The following is a 24360-nucleotide window of genomic DNA, read 5'->3' on the forward strand; positions in this document are numbered from 1 at the left end:
CAGAGCAGGCGAGAGTTAGGGCGAACTCGGCGGGTGCAACCGCAGTGTTGGTGGCCGATTGGCTGTGATGCTTCGGCGTTCCAGCCGCTTCTGAAGGAGTTTTGCCAAGTTCCGCATTTGCGTACCTCTGGCTGATCCTTTGAGAAAAATCAGACTGCCATCCGTCATGTTCGACTCGACTAGCCCGAGCACCTGATCAATCTCGGCCGCCCTGCGCACATTAGCTTGAAGCAAGTTGAGATAGTGCTCGAGCAGGTCTAAACCATCTGCAAACAGAATAATGACTGTTGGTTCACAATTTTTTATGTCTTGCGCGAGCATCTTATATACATCATGCTCCAGTCCTTCTATATGAACGATTTTCCCTATCACGAATATTGAGCTTGTGTAATGTTTGGAGATTCTACGTATATAATTTAGGACACTCGAAAACGAGACAAGTGTGGCGTTATGACAATCATTCAGGAGATATATCTTCTTGTCGCGGATGGTGTAGTCATGCAATTCCATCTTGCGCCGCGCCAGCGACAGCTCCGGGATCGTGTTGATCAGCAACTCCGGTGTTACGCCGAGATCCAGCGCACATTGGGATGCAAGTGCTAGATTGCTAAGAGGACCAGGGCCCACGATGTGCGTTTGCACCTCGGCGGTGTAATCCGGCAAAGAGACGCGCAGATGCGTCACACCGGGCTCTTCCCATAAAGGTTCCATCGCGAGCGTCGCTGTGGAAGAGTCCCCGATTACACACCGTCTGTGGTTGCCTGCAGCGGAGTGTAACGTCTCGATCTCCTGAACATCGGCGGCAAAATATGCGCAGCCATCGGAAGGCAGGGATGAAAACAGCTTCGATTTCACCTCCGCTACATCCTTCGCGGTCGGTGTACGTGAGGTAAGGTTTACGCCTATCGAAGTGATGATCGCGTCGTGATGCCGAACCATTTCCAATGCAGTGCGCCCATGCATGCCGGCGATTGCTCCGCCGCTGATCTCGATAACTGCGAAGTCGTTCTCCGGCGGGAGATTGGCGAGGCTGAGCGCAATGCCCTCGACCGTATTCCAGTTTCCGAACGACGCGAAAGTTGCTCCTTTGGCGCTCAGAATAGCTGAAAGAAAGTCACGCGTAGAGCTTTTACCGGCGGTCCCGGTGATGCCTACGATCCGTCCCTTGAACCGGGCACGCTGGTATTCGGCTAAAGCAAAAAGAGCATCATAGGTCGACTCGACGACAAGCACTGGAACGTCGGCTGCGATAGCGGTCTCCTGAGGGGTGACGATCATCACGTTGGGGTTCTCCCGAGAGCGACGAATAAGATCGTCGACACTCATGTCCTTCTGACCGGAACCCTCAATGGTTTTCTTCGGCCATCCCCGTCCGTGAACATGCAGGACGATGGTGTCCGGTTGAACATACTGAAGCGGGAATGTGAGGCGACGGTATGCTCCGACTGCGGGCTTGGCAGCAACCCAACGCCCTCCGGTAATGTCTCGGACTTCCTCCGCACTCCAGAGAATGGGCTTATTCATCCTAGCACCTCTGCTCCTGACTGAGCGGCACTATCCTCGAGCGTGAAGTGCTGCGGGCCGCATCCTTCAGCCGGCAGGCGTCGACGATCGAGTCCATCTCCGGTCATGGAGTGGCTCTTTGTACGGGTGTTTGCCGGAAGCGCAAACACGGGAATGCACCGGAAACTCAGTGGCGTAACCGCCGCAGACGCATTCTTCGAATACACGTTCGCCTCATGCTCGTGGCTCAGCAGGGTGGAGGGATTCTTGGCAGAACTGACGAAATACCGCCTGAGATCCGGTGACTTCAGCTCGATTCTGGATCTGCAGGCCGTCATCAGTCGCTACCTCGCCGAGCTCAAGAGCACCTATAGTCCTCTAATTGAGCAGCCTACCCACACGAGACCATCGATGCCGGCAGGTGCAGAGGCACGCAGTGTCGAATTCGGCCCGCTAATGCGCCGGCTCCGGCTCGCTCGCATTGAATGCTGCAAGCGCCTCGTCGGCACGAAGCATCCCTCCCGCGGAGTGTCCGATGTCTGGAGCCTTCACCATGCGCCAGCGGAAGTCCCATCCCTTCGCCTTTGCAATTGAACTCGCCATCTCGAACGCGCGTTCACCACGTTCGAGGCGATTGCTTCCCTGCCGTTTCGCTGCGGTACTTTGAGACAAGTTCTCGTCGCCAGTATCGTCCTCACCCAGATAGATCGTTATCGGAAGTTGCAGATAGGCTCTCAGCTGGCTCTCGGCTTCCGCTGGGCTAAAGACTCCTCCCAGCCCGTACGGAGCTCGTTCGTCGGTCGACGGGAGTACATAGGTGGATGGGTTGGCAATGACGATCCGCGTGGCATCTTTTGGAAGGCTGAAGGCCGCGACACGCGATAGAAATTGACCGCCGGCCGAGTGGCCAAACAGATAATATGGTGCGTTGAGCCGTCGCTCTTCCAGTCTGGCCCAAGTGACAAGATCGGCGACTACCCAGACGGCCCATTCCTCCCGCGGGATCACCTTTCCATCCCGAATGATTCCGCCCAGCTGGTACCGCCAGACTGGAAAGTTCTCCTTGTCGAGAAGAGGGGCGAAGACGATCATACATCTCTCGTCTGCCAGGCTGCGTGCGGACTTCTGGTACGAAGACGCCTTTCGGCCGATGCCGTGAAAAATGAACAACAATGCAGGGTCTGAGCACCCCTTTGGGCGATAGGTGTAGACAGTGACCGGGACACCACGCAGATAGGCAGTGACCTGTCCCGAGTCGACATCGCGGGCGAGTCCGTCCGGTGCTCCAAAGCTCGAAGCAAGTCCGAACAGCAAAATTGTGCAAATCGCGGCGACACCTCTACGAACCGAGTATGCCGCTCTAATGGCCCTGCTTCGCGCGATCATCCGGGTGTTCCCTTCGTTCGCCCTTCCATCTGCTCACAAGTTTGAGCGAGTACAAAGACGCGCCGCTCTTTACTTACGCCTCTTTTGTTTGGTGGGATTGGCACTGCAATTCTCTTGATGCCGGTACGCTACTTTCAATGAGCGCCAATCCAATCGACCCATTCATATGCACCTAGCTTTCGGCATGGCCCAAACGAGGAAATGCCATTCGAATCGCCCCCAGTTCACGCAAACGGATTGGCCGTAAATTCGCTGGACAACAAAGCTAGACTCGCTTTCTGACTGCCAACTACGTTTTACTCAGGGTTGAGTTGATTGGGAGAGCCCTCATTGGCTTTGTCTCCACGCTTACGAACAGATCCGTCTCGGCAAAATCATCGCCGTAACCTCCTGCCGTGCCATATTCTTCCCTAATGGGGCGCCGGCCGTTCGGTCGATCCGCCGATGCACTGTTTGCAGCGACAGCAGGACCGATGCGTGGTAGGTTCAACCCCAGGAGCATTGCTCTTCGCTTCACATCGAAGCTCCATGCGCTGGTGCAGGTAGGGGGGATTTGAGTCATCCCCATCTGCTCGAGTAGCCTCTCGAGAGCGCGTGGCGTGGCGTCAGGTGCTACTGCTTGAATCAGGAGTGTTTCTAGTTCTTCGGCCGGCGGATCGTTGCGGCGCAGAAATGCAGGGTGATAGCCGCCTTTCCTAACTCTTGGCACCTTGAGCTCGAGCCGGCCCGCACACGTCTTCCAGGTCTGTGCTCTATATCCGTTTCTGCTGTTAACGCGGCTCGGGCATCGTTCCCTTGGCCCCGCTCCACAAATTACAGCAACTTCTGCCGCCATGGCTCTCTCAGCGATGACTTTCAGAAGCTCTTTCAGATGCTCATTGATGCCATTCTCGATGCCCTGTGTTGTATCTGTTGACGAAGGCCATGCTCCGTTGGCATGGACCTGTGTACTTCCTGCACCGAGAGGTAGGGCTTCTGAAGCATTCGATATTTCTACACGGTACCGGTTCTCACAGAATTCATCGAACGCACGGACCCGCCCCATAATCGCAGGCGTGAGTGCCCCATCCTGCAATTCCCATGGGGTGTAGACGGGTAACCCCGTTGATCTTTCAGTCTCGCGCATCATGAGGGGAGACTGGGTCAATCGGCCACTCACGGCCAGGACCTTGTGCCCAGCGGCCCTCAATGTATCGACCCCGCACTTCGCGCCCATCGAATCGTAAGCTGCGAATACAACTCCGACGGAATCGGTCCAGAGGCCCTCCGCCTGAATAACCTCGATGGTCTCGAGATGTTGGAGGCCATCGGCAATTTCTACCACGGCGACTTCGCATCCCTGCTGCGCAGCGCTGTGGATCAATCGCTTGGTGGCAGCAACGATATCATCCAAAGGTATCAGATAAGTGCTGGCGAGCCCACCATCCGTGAAGTCGAGAACCACATCGGCCCCTGCATCTCGCACGATCCAGAGGTCGTTTCCGGAACCAGTTCCAGTGGCTTTGATCGCCGCAACCCGGTGGCCTGCGCCCTTCAAGCCCCTCACGAGTGACGTCGACGTGAAAGTTTTCCCGGCGTTCATTGAGGTACCGAGAGAAAGCACAACCTTTATCGGGGCACTCGAACCAGATACAGCAACAGCGAAGTCCCTGAGATTTAAACGATTGCCGTCGGCATCACCGATCAATCCGAGCGGCGTAATTCGGGTGGACGGGATCATCCGCTCGTTCCGCGTGATTTCGCACGACGCGACCCCGCCGGCAGCGACCAAGTCACAACTACTCAAATCCTCCCCAATCACTCCCTCGAACTGATCCGGCGCGTATCGATTCCCGAAGCACACAATGATCTCGTCCCCGGGAAAGAGGTGAGCGCGTCGCCCATCGGTCAGTTCGATGCGTCGCTGCTTACCGATCTCGTCAATGCGAGCCAGTACCAAATCGCCGGATGCAGGAGATATGGCGGGTCCGGAAATTAGGCTCAGCATCGATTCTGGGCCTACGCGCCGAGTCGTATACGCGCGCTTCGCGCGCGCCACACGCCTCGGGTCTAATTCCTCTACGGCCATCTGCTCACCTCCAAGGCCATCACCCCCGCTACTTAGAGTTTATTGCGTTTTGGCTTCGTATCGGCGTGAACGTCACGTCCGGTTTTGTCATTTTAAAGGCGGTACGGCAAAATTGAAGGCAGCACGGCAAAAGCAACTGGCACTGTATTTCGCCGTCCACGGTTCCTCAGTTGCCTCCTTTGCTTTATTGACATTGGCCACTTGGCTTGGTTAAATTGCTAGTTCTGCCGCACCGAGCTTCAGTGCAGGGGCCACGACGGGCGCAAAGTCGTCGCTTGCCTTCCAGCAACGAAGCGTGACGCGCTTGAAGTATTTGAGCTTGCCGACAGTGATTCCGCCAACTCGGATTCGGGAAGCAGCGCAGATCACCGGCACTGAATGGATCGAGGCGTACGATCGTGTGGCGAATGGATGCAAGATCTGCAAACGACGACGCCGCAAACTTCGGGCACGGCGGAGGGCGCGCTCGATCATCGCGCAGCAAGCGGCTAAATGACCTTGCAAAATTGATGTGTTGCTCTCGACGATGCGCGGTGAGGTGAGGCGGTGCAACGGGACGGGAATGAGCAGCGCGTACGAGTCGCTCGCTACCGACCGTCCTGATCATTCGAGGGCACGCTGAACCGACTGGATGCCCGGAGATAATCCGAGCTGCATGCGAAGGAGCATTCACTGGCTCGGCTGCAGCTTGCGCGCGGCTAGATCGGGCTTTTGGATGGCCGTTCATCTTGATCATGTGAGGTCCGCCTCTATCGAGATCGACACCGAGCGACTGGACAGGTTTGCTTCGGTATCGCGATTGCTGTCCCAGGCTGCTTCTACGCGATGGAAAGCAAATTCTTCAGGCGGGGCAGGCCGGACGCGCGGACGTGGTCTCAAAGCGTGGATGGAACGGACACGACATCGGCAGTTCTCCGAGGCGAGATCACATCTAACTCACAATGACGGGTTTTTCAGAAGCACGCGTGTCCTCCTAACTGACCAGAAGCGAGGCAGTTCCTTCTGTACTTTCAATGGGTCCGCTCGGCAAAGGGTGTTCCAACATGTGCTTTTGCGTGAGCCTGGATGCCGGGTCTCCATCATATAGAGTAATTTTATACTACCTTTGACTTATAGTGCGCAGCGATGAGCCATGCACCGTGATACTGGATCCAAGGATTCCAGGCTGAGCGCGTGACCGGCGTGCACGCGGCGTCGCAACACGGCACGGCCAATACTCCTTCTGGTGGATGTCAGTTCATCAGCGGCAGCCGTGCCGAGTATCGTGCTGGTGTCGGCTGCAGTTAATCCATGAAGCGGAAATCCGGTCCGTTAGGGCCTCCGTGAACAGGAACTGATCGCTTAACGTCTCGTCCGGCCTCGGCGAATCGAGCCTGCCGCCGTGCTCCGTCCAAGAGGGGCTGACTGGATTGGTTCGGGGAATGACCGATGGGTGACCGACCCTGGGGCAAGCCACTGAATCCGATTGGCCTCGCTTGCTCGCCCACGGCTTGATTTGCCATCCCGGAAGAAACCGGGGGCGGCAGCCAAGCGTCCGGCCGTGAGCACGGGGAGTCGGGCAACGGCCGGAACCGGCCGCTCGCGCGGGTCGCGCGAGCGAATCGGCGGCTGGGGCGAAGACCCCTGTCGCATTGCAACACGATTTGGACTAGTTTCCAGCCGGAATTTTCGGAATTCCGCGAAACCCTGAACCTCCAGTTTGATCGCCGGCGGACCTGTATCCTTGCCTCAGCATTCCTACGAAACGGCAATTTCCGGTGAGCGCCGGCAGGTCACGGCCCTGTTTTACGACATCGTCGGCTCGACGGACCTGCTCCAGAATCTCGATGCCGAAGACTTTGCGCGCATGCAGCGCCGGCTCCACAACCAAGCCGCCGCCGTGATCCGCAACTACGGCGGCCACCTGGAGCGGATCCACGGGGATGGCGGCTCGGCCTATTTCGGCTATCCGATCGCCTCGGAGGACGCTGCGGAATGCGCGGTTGCCGCCGCCCTCGAGCTCGTCGAGGGCTGCAGGCAGAGCGCTGAAGCCGGAGATCCACGGACGGCCATCCAGATCCGCGTCGGGATCGCGACCGGGACCGTCGTGATTGCCGACATGAGCGACACGAGCCTGCCGGCGCAGGACGAGGTCGTCGGGATCACGCCTGCTCTCGCGGCCCGCATCCAGGGGGAGGCGGAGCCCAATGGAGTTGCGGTGTCGGAGGTCACTTATCGGCTGACGCGCTCCCGCTTCGAGTACAAGTCCATGCCGCTGCGGCCGCTGAAGGGCTTCGGTGAGATGCGCCTTTGGAGCCTGCTTGCCCGGCGTCCGCAGACCGACCGCTTCTCGTCGGCGGAGCGCATGCTCACGCCCCTGATCGGCCGGGCCGACGAGCTCGAGCTGTGCCGCCGCCGCTGGGCTCGCGCCCGGACGGGACAAGGGCAGGTCATCTTCCTGACCGGCGAGCCGGGGATCGGGAAATCCCGCCTCGTTGCCGAGTTGCGCCAGGAGCTCACGGGGCCGGACAGCGAGCCGCGCCTCTTCCAGTGCCTCGCGCGCGGCAATACGCGCCCGCTTCACCCTTTCCTCGACACTCTCCGGCAGGAACTCGGCGACGATCCGAGCGGCCCCTCGCGGCCGATCGATCCGGCTGCGATTCGCACCCACTTCGCGACCGCAGGTTCGCCGATCGCCGGACGGACCGCGGACATGCTCGGCTTCCTCTCGGGAGGGGCAGCCAACCTTTCGCGTATCGTGCCGGAGGAGGAGCTTTCCCAGGACGAGATCCGGCGGCGCGCGATCGGCGCGGCCCTCGAGGTCATCGCAGCCTGGTCCCGGATCCGGCCACAGCTGATCCTCATCGAGGATCTACACTGGGCCGACAGCTTCACGGAGGCGGTCGTTTCCGAACTCGCGGAGGGCATCGCGAACTTGCCGGTTCTCGCGATCGTCACGACCCGCGACGAGGCCCCGCACGATCTGTCCGGCGAACCCAACGTGCTCGCGATCGCCTTGTCGCGACTCGATGCCGGTGCGACGCCCCGGCTGCTCGCGTCGATCTGGCAGAACCAGCCGCCTCGGGGCATCGCGTCGTTCATCCACGACAAGAGCGACGGCGTCCCCCTCTTCGCCGAAGAGCTCGCGACCCTGCTGAAAGAGCGCTTCTCCGGATCCAGCTCACAGCTGCAGGACTGGGAACGCGCGCTCCGGGAGAGCGGCATCGTCACGCTCCAGGATCTCCTCGCCGCGAGGCTCTCGGGACTGGGGCCGGTACGGCGTGTCGCGCAGGTCGCGAGCGTCATCGGGCGCGAGTTCTCCACCGATCTCCTGGCCCGGATGCTCGCCGGGGAGACCCTGCCCACGTCGCTCGATGTGGCTCTCGAAAGGCTCGTGGAATCCGGCACGATCCGGCGCCGGGAACTCGGCGACGGCTCGACCTTCCGCTTCCGGCATGTCCTCCTGCAGGAAGCGGCCTACGATTCGCTGCTCAAGGCAGACCGCCGCGAGATGCACCGGCGCATCGTCGATCTCGTCACGACGGGAGAAGTCGCGGCGCCTCCCGACGACATCATGGCCTGGCACTGCGAACAGGCCGGACACCTACTCGACTCGGCGCGCCACGCGATCCGGGCGGCCTCGAGCTGCGCGATCCGCTCCGCCATGATCGAGGCCGAGGCGCTGCTGTCCTCCGCCGAGAGTCGCTTGGCCGGACTCGCACCGGATGAACAGGTCCAGGAGCTCAGGCTCGAGCTCCTGATGACGCGCGGTCCCGTCGCCACGGCCCTGTTCGGCTCCGGGTCCGAGCAGGCGCGGTCCATCTACGAGCAGGGCGTCGAGATCTGCGGACGGATGCCTCACCCGGATCCGGAAAAGTGGTTTCCGCTCTATTGGGGCTGGTGGTTCACGACGCCGGATTACGGAGTCTACCGCGAGCGGGCCGAGGCCGTCCTGGCCTTTGCGGGGCACGCACCCGATCCGGAGATTCGGCTGCAGGCGCTGCACTGCGCCTGGGCAACGGACTTCAATACGGGGCAGCACGTGGATTGCCTGTGCCGGGTCGAGCGGGGCCTTGCACTCTATGATCCGAAGCAGGCCGGCACCAGCCGCGCGCGCTATGGCGGTCATGACGCCAAGGTCTGCGGGCTGGCGCAGCGGGGCCTCTCGTCCTGGTTCCTCGGCGACGCGAAGACGGCGCGCGAGAGCGTGGACGCCGCGCTCGCCTGGGCCGAAAAGATCGATCATCGCGGCAGCCTCTGCCACGCCCTCGACTTCGCGACGGTGCTGAGGCGCTACGAGGGAGATCCCGCGGGAGCCCTCGTCTTTGCCGACCGGCTCGGCGAGATCGCCGACCAGCACGGGTTGCCGAGCGTCAAGGCCAAGAGCAGGATCTTCCGGGGATGGGCACGCGCGCATCTCGGTTCTCTGGAGGAGGGCCTGCAGGAACTCGAGGCCGGGCTCGCGCAGCAGCGCGAGATCGACACTCCGGAAGATTTCCCGGTCTATATCGAGATGCAGGCCGAGCTCCTCGGGATGTCCGGGCAGAACGCCGCCGGAATCGCGCTCATCGGCGAGAAGATCGAGCGCGCGGAGCGAATGGGGCACGTGTTCTGGGTTCCGGAGCTTTATCGCCGGCGCGCGCTTCTCCGGCACGCTGCGGGAGAGGACGAGGCGGCGTGGCGCGAGGATCTGGCCTGCGCGATCAGGACGGCCGAGCGCAACGGCGCCACGATGCTCGTCGCGCGCGCGCGCGCCGATCTCGCGCGCCTCGCGGGCGAGATCGAGCCGACGGCATGAAGATCGGCAAGATCGGCATCGCAGCCCGATGAGCAGCGGACATGTGCCCGCACCGGATGCCGTTCCGGAGCGCCTGCGCATGTCGTCCCGAAGCGGCAGCCTGCCACGATCGGAGGAGCGGAGCCGGGTGCTCGTCGAGTCCCTACTGAGGCGGCGGGCGGAGTTCGGCATCACGCGCGTCGGTTGCATCACCCGGCTCGATCGGATCGGCATCCCGGTCGTGCAGGTTGTGCGACCCCTCTCCCTGTCCAATGCGGTCAGCCAGGGCAAGGGGCTGACGCCGGTGCAGGCGGCTGCATCTGCGCTTATGGAAGAGCTCGAGGTCTGGGCCGGCGAAAACCTACCGCGGGAGCGGATCCGGACCTTCAGCGCCAAGGCGCACGGCCCCGAGATCGAACGCCTTTACGGAGGCAGCCTCGCCGATGGGGCGGCGCAGGATTGGGCCATGCGCCCCATGGCCTGGATCAAGGGCTGGGATCTTTTCACGGCGCGCGTCCTGCCGGTGCCGCTTTCGCTCGTCGACACCGTCTACACCCTGCCCTCGCCGCATCCGGAGATCTTCCCGCGTACGACGACTGGGCTCGGGGCCGGCGCCACGATGGAGCAGGCGATCATTCATGCGGCGCTCGAAATCCTCGAGCGCGACGCCGTGGCGGCGGCTCATGGCATGCCGCATTTCTTCAACCGACAACAGGTCGACCCGGACACCGTCCGGGCCGGGGCGGCCGGCGCGGTGCTCGACCGAATCCGCCAGGCCGGCATGCTCACCGGGATCTGGCGCGTGCCCGCCCGCCACGGCCTGCCCGCCTATTGGTGCCACGTGATGGAGCCGGGCGACGGCAGCGAACTCGCTCCGCTCCCCGCCGCCGGCTTCGGCTGCGACGGCACGCATGACGGCGCCCTCGCCCGCGCCCTTCTCGAAGCCTGCCAGGCGCGGCTCTCGGCAATCTCGGGCGCCCGCGAAGACATCACGCGGCGCGCCTATCCGGCCTCCTATGACCGCGGCCACCTCGCGTCGTGGCGGCAGCATCTGCGCAATCCGGACCGCGCACTCCGCTTCGAGCTGGACGCGAGCCCGCGCGATCTCTCATGCGAGGATCTCGTCGAAGCGCTGAAATGCGCCGGTGCCCGTGCTGCGCTCGTTGTTCCGCTCCATGAGGATGCCGAAACGGGAATCTGCATCGTGCGCGTCGTCGCTCCGCCCTTGCGTCCGGCCGCATAGGAAGCACGATGCCGAAACCGATCGTGGTGTTCCTCGGCCCGACGCTCGGCCATGAAGAGGCGACGATGCTGCTCGACGCCATCTATCTCCCGCCCGCGGAGCAGGGCTCGGTCGTCGCGGCAGTTACGGCTTACGATCCCGGTGCGATCGCGCTGATCGACGGCGCTTTCGCGAAGGTCCCTGCGGTCCGTCACAAGGAGATCCTGTGGGCGCTCGCCCGCGGCATTCCCGTGCACGGCGCCGCCAGCATCGGCGCCCTTCGCGCAGCCGAACTCGCGCCGTTCGGGATGCGCGGACACGGTTTCATCCATCGCTGGTATCGGGCCACGCCCTTCGCGGATGACGACGAGGTGGCGGTTGCGACGATGCCCGCTGAACTCGGGGCCCGCGCCTTGAGCGAAGCGCTGATCAACATCCGCCTCACGCTGAAGCGCGCGGAGCGACGGGCGGTCATTCCGCGGGACGTTCGTGTGGCCCTGGAGGATCTCGCGCGCTCGCTCCACTTCGTGGATCGCACGTACGAGCGACTGTTTGCCCGGGCGCGCGCGCGCTTCACGGCGGAGTGGCAAGACTGGATCGAGGCTACGGAGCGCTTCGTTGCCGAACATGCGATCGATCAAAAGAAGGCGGATGCGAAGGCGCTCCTGCAATTTCTGGCAGCAAATCCGCCATCAAAACAGACTGCACCCTTCGCGTTTCGCATGACCGAAGCATGGGCCATCGATCTCGACGATGCCGCGATTGCCCTGCCGGATCCATCGGATGATGCCTGACGGCGCATGCAATCGCCCTTTCGAGAGAAAGTGAGGTCGTTCACACAGGAATGTACACCTCGAAGCGTAATGGTTGCTCCTCACCCGCCCCTCCGAGGCAACCTCTTCCACAAGTGGAGAGGTGAATCCGGTGACGAATACATAAACCCGTGCAATAGTGCGGCGCCATCGCTATCCGGATCCTCCCCATGGACGATGTTGTCTTCTGGTCCGCGCACGACAGGGATGACGCAGGGCGTCTCGGAACGCGATTCCGCGTGTTCCCGCAGCCGCCATTCATACCGGGATATGAACGTCCGGAAGTCGTCTGGATCTCGTCGCCGCTCGGAACGGTCGGGCCGGGCCCTTCGGACCATCGCCTCTATGTCGTGGACCCGATGGTCCAGAAGGCGCCCTACGATTATCCGTATCTTCCTCCCTTCACGGGAGATCTCCGGCCGCCCGTGCTGCCGGGCCCGGACGGGCATTTCGACCATCTCGAAGCCGGCACCCGCGAATTCGCATCCGCCCATGTTTTCGCCTGCGTGCGGCGCGTGCTCGACATCTGCGAGAGCTATCTCGGGCGGGAGATCCCGTGGTTCTTCGCACCCGTCTATGACCGCCTCGAGATCGTTCCGCACCTTCACTGGAACAATGCGCAGAGCGGCTTCGGCTTCCTCGAGATGGGCGAGGACGACAGCATGGGCGAGCCGTTTCCCTTCGCGCTCAATTTCGACGCCATCGCGCACGAAACCGGCCATCTCGTGCTCTTCGGCATGCTCGGGCTCCCGGATGTCGGAGAGCCCGGACCGGATTTCCTCGCCTATCACGAAACCGTTTCGGATTGCCTCGCGCTCATCGCCCTCCTGCATTTCGACACGGCGGCCGACCGCATCCTCCGGCGTTCGCGCGGCAATCTCCTGATCGAGAACGAGCTCGATTATCTCGCGGAGCTGAGCGACGAGAAATCCGTGCGGACGGCGAGCCATTCGCTCAGGATGTCGGATGTCGGCTTTCAGCTGCATGACCGGTCGAAGCCCTTCACGGGCGCGGTGTTCGACTCGCTCGTGGAGATCTACCATCTCCTCCTCGTCGAGCGCGGCGTCGCGCATCTCGACACCCGCCTCTTTAGCGAGCTGCGCCACGACGTGTCTCACGAGGAACTCGAACGTGAAGTGGCGATCACGGCGGAGGAATACGAGTGGCGCCACTTCGCGGCGAAATCCGCCCTGGTCGACGCGCGCGACATGATCGGAGAGGTGCTGATGTCATCGTGGGCTCTGATCGACCCGGTCGGCTTCACGTTGCGCGAGGGGGCCGAAGCGTTCCTGATCGCCGTGCAATCATCGCGGGCGCGACACTTCGCGGATCGTATCCATGAGAACTTCGCCTGGCGGGAATTGATCTGACATGATCGCGGCGCCAGACGACAGGCCCGGCTTGCCGTTTGCAGAGGAAGCGCCGGCAGCTGGTCCCATCAACCGTTCGACATCAGTGGCAAGGGGGTAGACATGACGACATCCGATAACGTTCCGGCGCCTGCGTCCGAATTCAACTTCGTACCGGACGAGATCATCCTCTATGGCGTGCTCCTGAATGGAGACAAGAATGGATACAAGAAGGACACGGCGGCTGAATATTCCGGCTTCATCAACCTTGCGGACTCTGAACCCTTCGCAGTTCCTCCCGGCAACGCTCTGCAGGGTGTCCTGTCCCTGCGGTTGACCCTGTTTCGGGGCGACAAGCCGCTCGACAACACGAAAGCCGTGATCGCGGCGATCTATGGCTATGCCTTCGAGGGCGGCTGCTACCGGTTCGACCGGCCGCGGGTCTTCCTTTTCGAGCGCATGGGCGCGAGCCAGGAGGACAAGGATGCGCAAGGATGCGGCTTCGAGGGCTTCAACCCGCCCTACAAGATGTGGCGCATTCGCTCCGGCACGAACCTGCTCGAGCTCAACACCAGCGCCGGAGCCGCGCAGCAGCTCGTCCTCGAGGCAAACCTGCCCGGCCGCCGGGCGCCGAACACCTATGAGGGCAACATGCGCCTCGCCCATCGCGGTGGGCGTCTGAACGGCGGGGGAAGTGGGGCCTGACAGTAACCCGAAACGGGCGTAGGCTCCGGGGCGGAAGAGGGCCGCGCTCGAAGAGGGCCGCGCTCGTGAACGAAGCCAGAACCCAGCCGGGTCACGACCTGCTGATTCGAAAGCTCGAGTGCATCACCGATCTCTCCGACGAGGAGAAGGAGGTGCTCCGGGGGCTCCCCCTGGGGGTCAGGAGCTTCGGCGCGGACCAGGACATCGTTCGAGAGGGTGATCGGCCGTCCACCTGCACCCTCGTGCTGTCGGGCTTTATCTGCCGCTACAAGGTCGTGCCGGATGGCAAGCGGCAGATCATGGGCTTCTACCTTCCCGGTGAGATTCCCGACCTCCAGAGTCTCCACCTGCAGGTCATGGATCATAGCCTCGGCACCCTCGTGCCGAGCACGATCGCCCTGATCCCTCACGACAGTGTTCATGCGGCCGCGCGGAACTATCCCGGCATCGCCGCCGCGCTCTGGCGCGACACCCTGATCGATGCCGCCACGTTCCGGGAGTGGATGATCGGCCTCGGCCGCCGCTCGGCGCGAGGTCGGATCGCCCATCTCCTCTGCGAGCTGCTGGTGCGCTTCAGGGCGTTGGGCCTCACCAGCGGCGAGACCTATGAGCTTCCGATCACGCAGGCCGAGCTCGGCGATGCGCTCGGGCTGTCGACCGTGCACGTCAACCGCGTGCTGCAGGAGCTGCGGGCCGAAAACCTGATCGTCCTGCGGGGCGGCGTCCTCAGCATTCCCGATTGGGAAGCCCTGACGGAAGCCGGCGAGTTCGATCCGGCCTATCTTCATATCAAGCCCGAGAGGCTGCCTTGAGGCTCGCCCGCCGGCCTGGAGGGGCCGCCCCTTGGATGCGGCGTCGGCGCGAGGTAAACTAAACATGGGTAAAGGCGCCGCTCCGCAGGCGGGCCTAGAAGTCCGATGACCGGGCGTGACCCGCCGGCTCTCGGGCCGGCGCTTGTGTGGGGCGTAGGACTGAAATGGAAATGCGACGCCGTTGTCTGATCCTGGAGGACCAGGCACTCATCGGCATGTCTCTCGAGGCCTATCTGGAGGACGAGGGCTTCGACATCGCGGGGCCCTTCACGGCCGCCGCGCAGGCACTCGACTGGCTCACGCGGGAGACGCCGGCGCTCGCCCTACTCGACGTCATGCTCGGCGACGGATCCTGCGTGGCGGTCGCAGGCGAGCTGAAGCGGCGCGGGGTCCCGTTCGCCGTCTATTCCGGCCTGCCGCCCGGGGGAGAGGTGCCGCCCGAGCTGCACGGCGTGCCGTGGCTCGAGAAGCCGGTCAGCCGCGAGACCCTCACGCGGACGCTCCATCAGCTCACGCGGGCGGCTGCTTGAGGCCTCGGCTTGCGCCGTCGGCGCTTCCGCCCTCAGGTGGATTGCACCGGCCCATGAACCTACGCTACCAGACGGCAGAGCGGCCGAGGAGTTGAGGGTGGCGGCGGTTGAGTTGACAGGCGTCAGCAAGCACTGGGGACGGACGGCCGCTGTCGACCAGGTGAGTTTCAAGGCGCAGGCTGGCCATCTGGTGGCGCTTCTGGGGCCCTCCGGCTGTGGAAAATCGACGACGCTGCGCCTCATCGCCGGACTCGAAACGGCCGATGCCGGCACGATCACCATTGCCGACCGGCGCGTCACGCACCTGCCGCCCTCCGCCCGCGGCGTCTCGATGGTCTTCCAGAGCTACGCGCTGTTCCCGCACCTGTCGGTGGCCGAGAACATCATGTTCGGCCTCAAGGTCCGGCACGTCGCCCGTAAGGAGCGCGAGGCGCGCCTCAAGCGCGCGGCCGAGATCCTCGGCCTGCAGCAGCTTCTCGACCGCAAGCCGTCCCAACTCTCGGGTGGCCAGCAGCAGCGCGTCGCCCTCGGTCGCGCGATCGTCGCCGAGACGCCGGTCTGCCTCATGGACGAGCCGCTTTCGAATCTCGATGCGCAGCTGAGGCTCGAGATGCGCCGCGAGATCCGCGCGCTACAGCGCCGCCTCGGCATCACCATGCTCTACGTCACGCACGATCAGGTCGAGGCCATGACGATGGCCGATCAGGTCGTGCTCATGCGCAACGGCGTCGTCGAGCAGGATGCGCCGCCGGCCGAACTCTACGAGCGCCCGGCCACGATCTTCGCGGCGCGCTTCGTCGGCACGCCACCCATGAACGTCCTGCCCGCCGCGCTCGTCGCGGCCGCCTATCCCAAGGCGATGGCCTCGGCGCCGCCGGGACGGAAAGCGGCGGATCTTGCGATCGGGATCCGGCCGGAGGATGTTCGCCTGGCGAGCGAAGGATTTCCGGGCGCCGTCGTGGCGCTCGAATATCTGGGGGCCGATACCTTGATCGAGTCCAGGATCGACGGCGACACCTTCGTGATCCGGGTGCCCGGCAAGGTGAGCGCCAATCCCGGCGACATCGTCCACATGGTCTGGGATCCGAACCGCACCCATTGGTTCGAGCTGTCATCGGGGAATCGCGTGGAGTGAGAAAGACCCGACGGTTCGTCCGACGAACCGTCATCCGGACGTCGCATCGATTGCGCAACGCAAGGCCCGCCGCGGAATCGGCGGCACGACAAGAGGGGAGAGAGCATGGACAGGCGACAGTTTCTGGTCGGGACCGCGGCGCTCGCGGGAAGCGGCCTCATGGGGCCGGTGCGCGCGCAGGCCGGTACCGAGATCTCGTTCTTCTATCCGGTTGCCGTCGGCGGCCCGATCACGAAGATCATCGACGGCTATGCGGCCGATTTCCAGAAGGCCAATCCCGATGTGAAGGTGCAGCCGATCTATGCCGGCACCTATCAGGAGACCATCGTCAAGGCGCTGACCGCGCACAAGAGCGGCACGCCGCCGGTGACCTCGGTCCTGCTCTCGACGGACATGTTCACGCTGATCGACGAGGACGCGATCGTCCCGATCGACCAGTTCGTGAAGACCGATGACGACAAGAAGTGGCTGCAGGGATTCTTCCCGGGCTTCATGCTCAACAGCCAGACGGGCGGCCAGACCTGGGGCGTGCCGTTCCAGCGCTCGACGATCGTGCTCTACTGGAACAAGGAGGCCTTCAAGGAGGCCGGGCTCGATCCCGAGACGCCGCCGAAGACCTGGCAGGAACAGGTCGCCTTCGCGGAGAAGCTCACGAAGCGCGACGCCTCCGGCAACGTCACGCAATGGGGGATTCAGATCCCGTCTTCCGGCTTCCCGTACTGGCTCTTTCAGGCGCTTGCCACGCAGGCTGGCGCGGTGCTGATGAACCAGGAGGGCAACCAGACCTATTTCGACAAGCCGGAAGTCATCGAGGCGCTGCAGTACTGGGTCGATCTCTCGAACAAATACAAGGTTCAGCCGCCCGGCATCGTCGAGTGGGGCACCACGCCGAAGGATTTCTTCGAGCGCAAGGTCGCGATGATGTGGACGACAACCGGCAATCTCACCAACGTGCGCACGAACGCGAAATTCCCGTTCGGCGTCGCGATGCTCCCCGCGGGCAAGCAGCCCGGCAGCCCCACGGGCGGCGGCAACTTCTACATCTCGAAGAAGGCGACGCCCGAGCAGCAGCAGGCCGCCTTCAAGCTCATCAAGTTCATGACGACGCCGGAACGCGCCGCGCAGTGGAGCATCGATACTGGCTATGTCGCGGTGAGCCCCGCGGCCTACCAGACGCCCGCAATGCAGAAATACGTCAGCGAGTTCCCGCCGGCCGCCGTCGCGCGCGACCAGCTCCAATACGCGGTGGCGGAGCTGTCGACGCATGAGAACCAGCGCGTCACGAAGGCGCTCAACGACAACCTGCAGGCGGCGCTCACGGGCACGAAGCCACCCGTGCAGGCCATGAAGGATGCGCAGGCGGAAGCGGAGCGCATCCTGAGGGCGTATCGGTGAGGGCTGACCCCCGGCGTTGATGCAGCCACCCTCACCCGGCTGCTTTTGCAGCCGACCTCTCCCGTCAAGGGAGAGGTCATGTGCGAGCCGCCGCCACTCCGCCTCTCCCCCGGAGGGAGAGGTCGACGCCCAAAGGGCGGCGGGTGAGGGGGATACACTGCGCTGCATTGTGAGCATCGCATGCTGAAGAACCGTCTCTCCGCCACCGTGCAGGGCTGGCTGCTGTTGCTGCCGGCGATGGCGCTGCTCGCCGCATTCACGCATTGGCCGGCGGTCGCGAGCTTCATCGACTCCTTTTACTCGACGCCACGGCCGCGGCGGCCGTCGCGCTTCGTCGGGCTCGACAATTACCAGCAGATCCTGAGCGATCCCGTCTTCTGGCAATCGCTCGTCAACAACCTGTGGTTTGCGCTCGGCACCATCCCGGTCTCGATCGCGCTCGCGCTGCTGATGGCCGTGTGGGTCAATGATCGCATCGTCGGGCGCACCTGGGTGCGCATGGCCTATTTCACGCCGACGATCCTGCCGATGATCGCGGTGGCCAACATCTGGCTGTTCTTCTTTACGCCGCAGTATGGGTTGCTCGAGCAGATCTCGGCGGCTTTCGGTGGAACCTCGCATAACTGGCTAGGCTCGAAGGAGACGGCGCTCGCGGCGGTGATCGTCGTCGCGATCTGGAAAGAAGCCGGGTTCTTCATGATCTTCTATCTCGCGGCCCTGCAGAGCATCCCGCCGAGCCTCGGCGAGGCCGCCGCCCTCGAGGGCGCCTCGCGCTGGACCTACTTCCGGCGCGTGCAGTTCCCGCTCCTGATGCCGACGACGCTCTTCGTGCTCATCAACGCGATGATCAACGCGTTTCGGATGGTCGACCACATCATCGTCATGACCCGCGGCGGCCCCGATAACGCGACCTCGCTCCTGTTGTTCTACATCTACCAGGTCGGCTTCAACTTCTGGGACACGACCTATGCGGCAGCGCTCACGGTCGTTCTTCTCGTGATGCTCGCGGTCGTCGCCCTCGTGCAATACGGCTGGCTCGAACGCAGGACGCATTACCGATGATCCGGCACCTCGAGGAGATGGGCCCGTGACCGTTGCGTCGAACAGCCCCTATGAACCGCGCGGCGTCGCTCTCGCGATCGAGAGCCTCGGCGCGATCCTGCTCGCGGTTCTGTGGGTCCTGCCGCTCGCCTATGCGGTCTGGGCCGCGATCCATCCGCCGGAATTCACGACGCGCTTCTCGCTTCTCGCGCCACTGACCGTCGAGAACTTCGTGCGCGCCTGGCACGCGGCGCCCTTCCCGCGCTACTTTCTCAACACCTTCGTGCTCGTCACGCTGATCCTCGCCTGCCAGCTCGTGCTCGGCACGCTCGCGGCCTATGCGCTGGCGCGCTACGAATTCTGGGGCCGCAATCTCGCCTTCGCGCTGATCCTCGCGCAGCTGATGATCATGCCGGACGTGCTCATCGTCGAGAACTACCGCACGATGAGCCTGCTCGGCCTCGTCGACACGATTCCGGCGATCGCCCTGCCCTACATCGCCTCGGCCTTCGGGATCTTCCTGCTGCGCCAGACCTTCAAGACGGTGCCGAAGGAACTCGACGATGCGGCGCGCGTCGAGGGCGCGAGCGCCCTGCAGGTTCTCATGAAGGTCTACGTGCCGCTCGCGCGCCCGATCTACATCGCCTATGGGCTCGTCTCGGTGAGCTATCACTGGAACAACTTCCTGTGGCCGCTGATCATCACGAATTCCGTGGAATCGCGCCCGCTCACGGTCGGCCTGCAGATCTTCTCCTCCACCGATCAGGGCATCGACTGGGCGGTGATCTGCGCCGCGACCTTGATGACCTCGGCGCCGCTGCTGATCGGCTTCCTCCTCTTCCAGCGCCAGTTCGTGCAGAGCTTCATGCGCGCCGGCATTCGGTGAACCCACGATGAAACTGATCACCTGGAACATCCAGTGGGGCCGCGGGATGGATGGGCGCGTCGACCTCGCCCGCGTCGTCGCGCATGCGAAGAGCATGGCGGATTTCGACGTGCTCTGCGTGCAGGAGGTCTCCGACAATTTCCCGGAGCTCGAGGGCAATGACGGCGCGAACCAGTTCGCCGGGCTGGCGAGCCTGCTCCCGGATTACACGGCAATCGAGGGCGTCGCGCTCGACATCGCCGGCGAGTCCGGCCGCCGCAAGCGGTTCGGCAACATGATCCTGTCGCGCTATCCCGTCGAGCAGATCCTGCGCTACACGCTGCCCTGGGTCGCGGACAATACGCGCAACATGCCGCGCATGCTCGTCGAAGCAACGGTGATGACGCCGTCGGGCCCGATCCGCGTGATGACGACGCATCTCGAATATTCCTCCGACAAGCTGCGGCGCGCGCAGGTGGGGGGCATCCGCGAGGCGCACCGCAATGCCTGCGAACGCGCGGACTATCCGCGCGAAGACGGCCCCGGGACGTATGGGATCTATCCGACGACGAAATCCGGCATCCTCGTTGGGGATTTCAACATGGTGCCGGAGGATCCCGTGAAGCAGAGGGTATCGGAGCCTTTCGCGGAAGACTACACGCCCGCGCTGCTGGATGCGTGGCCGGTGCTGCATCCGGACGAGCCGCACCCGTATTCCTTCTGCGTCTATGACCAGACCTACGGCCCGCCGCATTGCTGCGATTTCGCGTTCGTGACGGAGGATCTGGCGCCGCGGTTGCGCAGGGTTTTTTATGATGTCGACACGCAGGTGTCGGATCACCAGCCGGTGCTGGTGGAATGGGATGAGTGAACGGCAGCGCGTATTTTCTATCGCGCGCAGTGTTGCGCTGTGCTTGCAGGCGTAGCGCCGCCACCCTCACTCGGCTGCTGCGCAGCCGACCTCTCCCATCGAGGGAGAGGTGACCACTACCTCTGCCCGTAATTCATGTTCTCGAACAGATCCTTGAGTTCGCGCGGCTGCGAGCGCCAGTACTGCTTCGGCGCTTTCACCTGCGCGCCGAGTTTCGCCGCGGCGTGCCAGGGCCAGCGCGGGTCGTAGAGCATCGCGCGGGCGATCGAGATTGCGTCGGCCTCCTCGTTGGCGATGATCGCTTCCGCCTGTTCGGGCTCGGTGATCAGCCCCACGGCAATCGTCGGCAAGCCAACTTCGGCCTTCACCCTCTGCGCATAGGGCACTTGGTAGCCCGGCCCGAGCTTGATGGCCTGCTGGGGTGACACGCCGCCCGTCGTCACGTGGATCGCCGCGCAGCCGCGCTCCTTGAGGATCTTCGAGAGGGCGATCGTGCCGTCGATGTCCCAGCCGCCGGGCACCCAGTCGGTCGCCGAGATGCGCATCCAGACCGGCTTTTCCGTGGGAAAGGCCGCGCGCACCGCATCGAAGACTTCGATCGGAAAGCGCATGCGGTTCTCGAGGCTGCCGCCGTATTCGTCGTCGCGCTTGTTGGCGATCGGCGACAGGAACTGATGAAGCAGGTATCCATGCGCTCCGTGGATCTCGATGCCCGCAAGGCCGAGGCGCGCGGCTCGCTTCGCCGCTTTGACGAAATCCTCGCGCACGCGGTCGAGCCCGGCGCGATCGAGGGCGAGCGGAGCGTCCTCGTCGGCCGCGTGCGGCATGGCCGAGGGCGCGACGGTCTTCCAGCCCGTGGGCTCGTCCGGACGGATCTGCGCGCCGCCGTCCCAGGGCGGGCGGCTGGAGCCCTTGCGGCCGGCATGCGCGAGCTGCACGGCGAAGGGCATCGACGAATGCTGGCCGATCGCCGTGAGGATGCGGGCGAGCGCTTCCTCGTTCGCGTCGGAATAGAGGCCGAGATCCTGCGGCGAGATCCGCCCCTCGGGCGAGACCGCCGTCGCCTCAAGGATCAGGAGGCCGGCGCCCGACAGGGCGAGATGGCCGAGATGGATCATGTGCCAGTCGCCGGCCGTGCCGTCCTCGGCCGAATACTGGCACATCGGTGCGATCACGATGCGGTTGTCCAGGCGGAGATTGCCGATCTGCAGCGGCTCGAACAGTCGACTCATCGATGCGAATTCCTCTCGTCTCGCGGGCACGCGCCGGGTATCAGAAACGGCGTCGATGCGCATCGGGGCGGAGCGCCCCGCAGCACTTTCAGGCTCGCAACGGCCTGAAGAACGCGCGAATCTCCCGGGCGAGCTCGTCCGGCTGCTCCATCGCTGCGAAATGCCCGCCGCGCGTCATCACGCTCCAGCGCCGGATGTTCGTGAAGGTCCGCTCCGCGACGGAACGCGGCGGGCGCAGGATCTCGCGCGGAAACGCGCAATAGCCGGTCGGGACCGACACGGTCTCTCCTTCCGGTATCGGCCACGGCCCGTGCATGCGGGCGTAGTAGGGCCAGAAGGACGAGCCGATCGCGCCCGTGAACCAGTAGAGCGCGATGTTCGCGAGGAGCTCGTCCTTCGTGAACACCGACTCGACATCGCCGCCGCAATCCGACCAGGCGCGGAACTTCTCGATAATCCAGGCCGCGAGACCGGCCGGCGAATCCGTGAGCGCGAAGGCGAGCGTCTGGGGTCGCGTGCCCTGAATCCACTGATAGCCCGTCTCCTCCTTGAGCCAGACCCGAAGCTCGTCGAGGTAGCGGCTCTCCTCGGGTGTGGGGTTCGATACCGTCTTCGGGTCGCGCCGGACCGGCATCATGTTGAGATGGATGCCCGACAGGCGCTCCGGATGGGCATAGCCGAGTCGTCCGGTGATGAAGGAGCCCCAGTCGCCGCCCTGCGCACCGAAGCGCGCATAGTCCAGCACGTCGCTCATCAGCGCAGCGAAGCCATCGGCGATCGCCTCGATCCCGAACCGCTCCTGGCCCGGAGTGAACGACATGCCGTAACCCGGCAGCGACGGCGCAACGACCGTGAACGCATCGGCCGGATCCGCGCCGAAGCGCGCCGGGTCCGTGAGCCGCGGGATGAGCTCGAGGAACTCGAAGACCGAGCCCGGCCAGCCGTGCGACAGGAGCAGGGGATGCGGATCGGGGCCCTTTCCGGGCACGTGAAGGAAATGCAGGTCGATGCCGTGCAGGCGGACCTTGTATTGCGGGAATGCATTCAGCCGGGCCTCCTGGTCGCGCCAGTCGAATCGATCCCGCCAGTATTCGACGAGACATCGCATCCAGGTCACGTCGGTGCCGTAAGCCCAGGGTTCGCCCGGGGCTTGTTCGGGAAAGCGCGTGCGCGACAGGCGCTCGCGCAAATCGTCGATGGACGCGTCGGGTACCTGCAGGCTGAAGGGTTCGGGCTGTCCGCTCATGGCTGCTCCTGATGATGTCATGCTGCTCGGTGCCGCGACGTTTCGATGATCTCTCTTCGGCTTGTCGCAGTCCATCATGGTCGGGCCGAGGCACGAAGCTTGACAGCGGGCTCGAGACTTTCGCAGCCTGGGTGCCTCACAAGTCTCGGGAGGAAATCGATCATGGTGTTGGAACGCGGATCACGCGGCCTCTGCGCATTGGCTGGCCTGATGGTTTTCGCCGGCACGTCTGCCCTGGCGCAGCAGCCGGCATCCCAGCAGCCCGCGCCCGGCTCGGCGCTCTACGGCCGGCCCGAATCACCGGGTGCCGCGAAACTCGCGCCCGTGGCGCCGCCGCCGATCCCGACCTCCGCCGACAAGCTGCCCGTCGCGAAGCTCAAGGTGCCGACGGGATTCAAGGTCGAGGTCTTCGCGAGCGGCGTTCCGAATGCGCGCTCGATCCGCATCGGCGACAAGGGCACGGTGTTCGTCGGTGCGCGGCTCATCGACAAGGTGCATGCGATTCGCGAGAAGGACGGCAAGCGCGAGGTGAAGGTCGTCGCCTCCGGCCTGCACCGCCCGAACGGGCTCGCGTTCCATGACGGCGACCTCTACGTCGCAGAGCTCTCGAAGGTCTGGCGTTTCGACGACATCGAGGACAATCTCGACAACCCGCCGAAGCCGGTGCTCGTGAACGACCAGTTCCCGAAGGACGAGCCCCATGGCTGGAAGTTCATTGCGATCGGCCCGGACGGGAAGCTCTATGTGCCGGTCGGCGCGCCAGGCAACATCAACGATCCGGACCCGGAGACCCACGCCCATATCCGTCGCATGAATCCCGACGGCAGCGGCATGGAGGTGATCGCGCGCGGCGTGCGCAACACGGTCGGCTTCGACTGGCACCCGGCGACGAAGGAGCTCTACTTCACCGACAACGGCCGCGACTGGGTGTCGGAGGACGTTCCCGAGGACGAGCTCAACCGCCTCACCGCGTCGGGCAAGAAGCATTTCGGCTATCCGTATTGCCACCAGGGCAACTTGCGCGACCCGGAACACGGCTGGGGCAAATCATGCGAGGAGTTCGAGCCGCCGGCCGCACTGCTCGGCCCGCACACCGCAGCGCTCGGCATGCGCTTCTACACCGGTGACATGTTCCCGGCGGAGTACAAGAACGCGATCTTCATCGCGCGGCACGGTTCGTGGAATCGCACCGACAAGGCCGGCGGCGACGTCGTGGTCGCGAAGCTCAATCAGGACGGGACTGTCAAATCCATCGAACCGTTCCTCACCGGATTTCTCGAGAACAACACCTATGCCGGACGCCCGGTCGACGTGCAGATGATGAAGGACGGCTCGCTGCTGGTGTCGGATGATTTCAATGGTGCCGTGTATCGCGTGAGTTATGGCGGGTGAGGCTGCGTACATTCGTGTAGCGCAGCACTGACACCCCTCA

The 24360-nt window shown here is 63.7% G+C and carries 18 protein-coding genes; 13 read left to right on the top strand and 5 right to left on the bottom strand.

What is annotated here, in order from left to right; genetic code table 11:
- Nucleotides 1–15: 15 nt before the first annotated feature.
- The 3 genes from BN1233_RS00445 to BN1233_RS42520 form a co-directional block, all read right to left on the bottom strand.
- Complete coding sequence (locus BN1233_RS00445) at nucleotides 16–1524, bottom strand: Mur ligase family protein (protein ID WP_046861567.1); 1509 nt, start codon at nucleotides 1522–1524, stop codon at nucleotides 16–18.
- 432 nt (nucleotides 1525–1956) lie between these two features.
- Complete coding sequence (locus BN1233_RS00455; protein WP_048708991.1) at nucleotides 1957–2595, bottom strand: alpha/beta fold hydrolase; 639 nt, start codon at nucleotides 2593–2595, stop codon at nucleotides 1957–1959.
- Between the two features lie 583 nt (nucleotides 2596–3178).
- On the bottom strand, nucleotides 3179–4957 hold the full coding sequence (locus BN1233_RS42520; protein WP_048708988.1) for a transposase: 1779 nt from the start codon (nucleotides 4955–4957) through the stop codon (nucleotides 3179–3181).
- 1723 nt (nucleotides 4958–6680) lie between these two features.
- On the opposite strand from BN1233_RS42520, the gene BN1233_RS00470 reads away from it, so the two are divergent.
- From BN1233_RS00470 to BN1233_RS00525, 12 genes are all read left to right on the top strand, one after another.
- Entirely contained in the window at nucleotides 6681–9734 is a 3054-nt protein-coding gene (locus BN1233_RS00470; RefSeq protein WP_046862305.1) for an AAA family ATPase, read from the top strand.
- A gap of 43 nt (nucleotides 9735–9777) precedes the next feature.
- Nucleotides 9778–10956 carry a YcaO-like family protein gene (locus BN1233_RS00475; protein WP_187144234.1) on the top strand — a complete coding sequence of 393 codons (1179 nt, stop codon included), beginning with the start codon at nucleotides 9778–9780 and terminating at the stop codon, nucleotides 10954–10956.
- Nucleotides 10957–10964: 8 nt separating this feature from the next.
- Nucleotides 10965–11729 (top strand): TfuA-like protein, encoded by a 765-nt coding sequence (locus tag BN1233_RS00480; protein ID WP_046861570.1) that lies wholly within the window; start codon nucleotides 10965–10967, stop codon nucleotides 11727–11729.
- Nucleotides 11730–11917: 188 nt separating this feature from the next.
- Entirely contained in the window at nucleotides 11918–13117 is a 1200-nt protein-coding gene (locus tag BN1233_RS00485) for a gluzincin family metallopeptidase (protein WP_046861571.1), read from the top strand.
- A 102-nt stretch (nucleotides 13118–13219) separates the two neighbouring features.
- Nucleotides 13220–13801 (top strand): hypothetical protein, encoded by a 582-nt coding sequence (locus BN1233_RS00490; RefSeq protein WP_046861572.1) that lies wholly within the window; start codon nucleotides 13220–13222, stop codon nucleotides 13799–13801.
- Between the two features lie 65 nt (nucleotides 13802–13866).
- Complete coding sequence (locus BN1233_RS00495; RefSeq protein WP_046861573.1) at nucleotides 13867–14613, top strand: Crp/Fnr family transcriptional regulator; 747 nt, start codon at nucleotides 13867–13869, stop codon at nucleotides 14611–14613.
- Nucleotides 14614–14783: 170 nt separating this feature from the next.
- Nucleotides 14784–15143 (top strand): response regulator, encoded by a 360-nt coding sequence (locus tag BN1233_RS00500; RefSeq protein WP_052763654.1) that lies wholly within the window; start codon nucleotides 14784–14786, stop codon nucleotides 15141–15143.
- A gap of 97 nt (nucleotides 15144–15240) precedes the next feature.
- Complete coding sequence (locus BN1233_RS00505) at nucleotides 15241–16278, top strand: ABC transporter ATP-binding protein (RefSeq protein ID WP_046861575.1); 1038 nt, start codon at nucleotides 15241–15243, stop codon at nucleotides 16276–16278.
- A gap of 105 nt (nucleotides 16279–16383) precedes the next feature.
- Nucleotides 16384–17673: an extracellular solute-binding protein gene (locus tag BN1233_RS00510; RefSeq protein ID WP_046861576.1), complete on the top strand. Its 1290-nt coding sequence runs from the start codon at nucleotides 16384–16386 to the stop codon at nucleotides 17671–17673.
- A 180-nt stretch (nucleotides 17674–17853) separates the two neighbouring features.
- Nucleotides 17854–18735 (top strand): carbohydrate ABC transporter permease, encoded by an 882-nt coding sequence (locus tag BN1233_RS00515; RefSeq protein ID WP_046861577.1) that lies wholly within the window; start codon nucleotides 17854–17856, stop codon nucleotides 18733–18735.
- Nucleotides 18736–18811: 76 nt separating this feature from the next.
- Entirely contained in the window at nucleotides 18812–19600 is a 789-nt protein-coding gene (locus tag BN1233_RS00520; protein ID WP_425311675.1) for a carbohydrate ABC transporter permease, read from the top strand.
- A gap of 7 nt (nucleotides 19601–19607) precedes the next feature.
- Nucleotides 19608–20450: an endonuclease/exonuclease/phosphatase family protein gene (locus BN1233_RS00525; protein WP_046861579.1), complete on the top strand. Its 843-nt coding sequence runs from the start codon at nucleotides 19608–19610 to the stop codon at nucleotides 20448–20450.
- A gap of 116 nt (nucleotides 20451–20566) precedes the next feature.
- Here the strand turns inward: BN1233_RS00525 and BN1233_RS00530 are convergent, their stop codons facing one another.
- Nucleotides 20567–21682, bottom strand: coding sequence for an NADH:flavin oxidoreductase/NADH oxidase (locus BN1233_RS00530; protein ID WP_046862307.1), 1116 nt, complete (start codon nucleotides 21680–21682; stop codon nucleotides 20567–20569).
- An 88-nt stretch (nucleotides 21683–21770) separates the two neighbouring features.
- Nucleotides 21771–22928, bottom strand: a complete 1158-nt coding sequence (locus tag BN1233_RS00535; RefSeq protein ID WP_197094589.1) for an epoxide hydrolase family protein — start codon at nucleotides 22926–22928, stop codon at nucleotides 21771–21773.
- A 162-nt stretch (nucleotides 22929–23090) separates the two neighbouring features.
- On the opposite strand from BN1233_RS00535, the gene BN1233_RS00540 reads away from it, so the two are divergent.
- Nucleotides 23091–24320, top strand: a complete 1230-nt coding sequence (locus BN1233_RS00540) for a PQQ-dependent sugar dehydrogenase (RefSeq protein WP_187144235.1) — start codon at nucleotides 23091–23093, stop codon at nucleotides 24318–24320.
- The last annotated feature ends 40 nt before the right edge of the window (nucleotides 24321–24360 follow it).

It is taken from the genome of Microvirga massiliensis (assembly GCF_001006805.1).
In the GTDB taxonomy this organism is placed as follows: Bacteria; Pseudomonadota; Alphaproteobacteria; order Rhizobiales; family Beijerinckiaceae; genus Microvirga; species Microvirga massiliensis.

Coding starts and splice junctions, on each gene's coding strand:
- BN1233_RS00530 (WP_046862307.1), bottom strand. CDS start 21,682: ATGAGTCGACTGTTCGAGCCGCTGCAGATCGGCAATCTCCGCCTGGAC.
- BN1233_RS00500 (WP_052763654.1), top strand. CDS start 14,784: ATGCGACGCCGTTGTCTGATCCTGGAGGACCAGGCACTCATCGGCATG.
- BN1233_RS00455 (WP_048708991.1), bottom strand. CDS start 2,595: ATGATCGTCTTCGCCCCTCTTCTCGACAAGGAGAACTTTCCAGTCTGG.
- BN1233_RS00515 (WP_046861577.1), top strand. CDS start 17,854: ATGCTGAAGAACCGTCTCTCCGCCACCGTGCAGGGCTGGCTGCTGTTG.
- BN1233_RS00510 (WP_046861576.1), top strand. CDS start 16,384: ATGGACAGGCGACAGTTTCTGGTCGGGACCGCGGCGCTCGCGGGAAGC.
- BN1233_RS00540 (WP_187144235.1), top strand. CDS start 23,091: ATGGTGTTGGAACGCGGATCACGCGGCCTCTGCGCATTGGCTGGCCTG.
- BN1233_RS00480 (WP_046861570.1), top strand. CDS start 10,965: ATGCCGAAACCGATCGTGGTGTTCCTCGGCCCGACGCTCGGCCATGAA.
- BN1233_RS00490 (WP_046861572.1), top strand. CDS start 13,220: ATGACGACATCCGATAACGTTCCGGCGCCTGCGTCCGAATTCAACTTC.
- BN1233_RS42520 (WP_048708988.1), bottom strand. CDS start 4,957: ATGGCCGTAGAGGAATTAGACCCGAGGCGTGTGGCGCGCGCGAAGCGC.
- BN1233_RS00525 (WP_046861579.1), top strand. CDS start 19,608: ATGAAACTGATCACCTGGAACATCCAGTGGGGCCGCGGGATGGATGGG.
- BN1233_RS00535 (WP_197094589.1), bottom strand. CDS start 22,928: ATGAGCGGACAGCCCGAACCCTTCAGCCTGCAGGTACCCGACGCGTCC.
- BN1233_RS00445 (WP_046861567.1), bottom strand. CDS start 1,524: ATGAATAAGCCCATTCTCTGGAGTGCGGAGGAAGTCCGAGACATTACC.
- BN1233_RS00485 (WP_046861571.1), top strand. CDS start 11,918: ATGGACGATGTTGTCTTCTGGTCCGCGCACGACAGGGATGACGCAGGG.